The sequence below is a fragment of the Mailhella massiliensis genome, from assembly GCF_900155525.1.
Lineage (GTDB): Bacteria > Desulfobacterota > Desulfovibrionia > Desulfovibrionales > Desulfovibrionaceae > Mailhella > Mailhella massiliensis.
Map to the genome: position 1 here is coordinate 1 of NZ_LT706938.1, position 1960 is coordinate 1960.

2 protein-coding genes are annotated in these 1960 nt (G+C 67.3%); both read left to right on the forward strand.

The window, feature by feature from the left end; translation table 11 throughout:
• Nucleotides 1-401: 401 nt before the first annotated feature.
• Nucleotides 402-1211, forward strand: coding sequence for a hypothetical protein (locus CZ345_RS01405; protein ID WP_077071424.1), 810 nt, complete (start codon nucleotides 402-404; stop codon nucleotides 1209-1211).
• Nucleotides 1205-1822, forward strand: a complete 618-nt coding sequence (locus CZ345_RS01410; RefSeq protein WP_077071425.1) for a DUF6475 domain-containing protein — start codon at nucleotides 1205-1207, stop codon at nucleotides 1820-1822. The genes CZ345_RS01405 and CZ345_RS01410 overlap by 7 nt, the downstream gene beginning before the upstream one ends.
• The last annotated feature ends 138 nt before the right edge of the window (nucleotides 1823-1960 follow it).

The following is a 1960-nucleotide window of genomic DNA, read 5'->3' on the forward strand; positions in this document are numbered from 1 at the left end:
CCCTGCCCCGGAGGGGCGCGCTGCTGTTGCCGCGCCGTTTCCCGGCAGAGGGGCGCGGCCGCCCGGTTCCGTTTTCCCGGTCGGGCGCGGCATGGCCGAAGCGCTTTTGCCGCATATACGCCTGCGCCGGCGGAAACTGCCTTCCCTGCCGCCTTCCGTCTGCCTGCGGAAGGCGCGTTGCCCTCCTGAATGCAGAAGGGCGGGCCTCTTTGCAGCGCACGGCGGAAGGTTTTCCTCCGCAGCGCCGGGGCCGGAAGTTTGCAGGCTCCACAGCAGGGCGGGCCGATTGCCGCAAGGCCGCAGGGCTCCGCCTGTGCGGCGGGAGATCCGGCGGCCGTTTTGCAGGGCGATGCCGGTTTTTCCTCACACCATCAACGCCGAAGGCAAGGAGTGCATCAGCCATGGCGGAATACAGAACGCTTCGCATGACATTCTGGAACGACCCCTATGTGGAGGAACTGGGGCCGGAAGGCAGGCTTTTCTATCTGTATCTCATCACCTGCCCGCACACCAACAATCTGGGATTTCTGGAGGTGTCGCGGCGGCGCATGGCCTATGAAACCGGCCTTTCGGAAGAGGTGCTGCTCCGGCTGCTTTCGGAGGCGGAGGCTGCGGGCAAGATTGTGGCGGACGGCGCCTGCCTGTGGCTGGTGAACTTCGTGAAGCATCAGGCCTCCACCTCGCCGAAGCTGGTGCAGTCGTTGCGGGCGCTGCTGGTGCAGATTTCTTCCTTGAAGATACGGGCGGCCGTGGCGGCAGCCTATCCCGCGATTTTCCCCCCGGAACCTGCGGAGGAAGTTCCCATGCCCGGGGAAAGAGCGCCTTCCGCCGTGGAGGCAGGGTGCGCCCAGCCTTCCCCCACCGTGGGAGAGGGTACCGGGAACAAGAAAGGGGAAGAGGAAGGGGAAGAAAAAAGAAAGACGCGGTTTCGCCCGCCCGCGGTGGAGGAGGTGCGGGCCTACTGCGAAGAGCGGGGCAACGGTATCGACGCCGGGGCTTTTGTGGATTTTTACGCCTCCAAGGGCTGGAAGGTGGGCGCCTCGCCCATGAAGGACTGGCGTGCCGCCGTACGCACCTGGGAGGCCAAGCGGCGGGAATCGGGCGCGGTGCGCCGCGCTCCCGCCCGTGAGGAAAACAACGGCGAAGCCGTGCGCCGCGCGGTGGAACGCATGTCGGGCGCGGCCGCCATGGCCGGGGAGGATGCATGGTAAAGAAGGAAAACGAGGAAAAGGCGCAGCTTGTGCGTATGCTGGCTTCCAACTACGGCGCGGCTCTCACCGAGGAGGTGGCCACCCTCTGGCTTATGCTGCTTGCGCCCTACGCGGTGGAGGAATGCCGCCGGGCCGTGCTGGCCGTGGTGCGCCGTTTCGGGCACGAGGCCGTGCAGTTCGGCTGCATGCCCCCCTTTGCTCTGGTGCAGAAGGAGCTGGACCGCTCCACCGGAACCCTGCGCGGAGAAGACAGCCTTGCCGCTCAGGCGGAAGCGGAGTGGGGCAGGCTGCTTGATGAGGCGCGCCGCGCCGGAAGCTGGCGCGTGCCCCGCCTGCACCCCACCACGGCGCTGGTGGTGCGCCAGTTCGGCGGCTGGGCGGTGATATGCACCTGGAAGGAGGCGGAACTTTCCTGGAAGCACAAAGAATTTATCGCCGCATGGCGCGCCGCCTGCGGCAGGGAAGACGCCATGGCCCTCGGCGCGGACGCCGTGGCCCTGCTTGCCGGAGGCGCGGGCAGGCCCCTCGCCCTTACCCGGGAAAACCTGCAGAAGCGCCTTGAGCATAAGGCAAAGGAGGAAAACCATGCCCCTCGTGCGCTGTGCGTATGATTGCTGCGGCAACCTGTTTGAACTCGGCCCCCGCCCCCGCCGCTTCTGCTGCGAAGCCTGCCGACGCGCCTATCAGAACGAGGTGCGCCGCGAGGCCCGCGCCGAAGCCCGCGCCGCCCGTGAGGCCGGCCGCCCCAG

Excerpts from the sequence above, each read along its gene's own strand:
- CZ345_RS01405 (WP_077071424.1), top strand. The coding sequence starts at position 402 with ATGGCGGAATACAGAACGCTTCGCATGACATTCTGGAACGACCCCTAT.
- CZ345_RS01410 (WP_077071425.1), top strand. The coding sequence starts at position 1,205 with ATGGTAAAGAAGGAAAACGAGGAAAAGGCGCAGCTTGTGCGTATGCTG.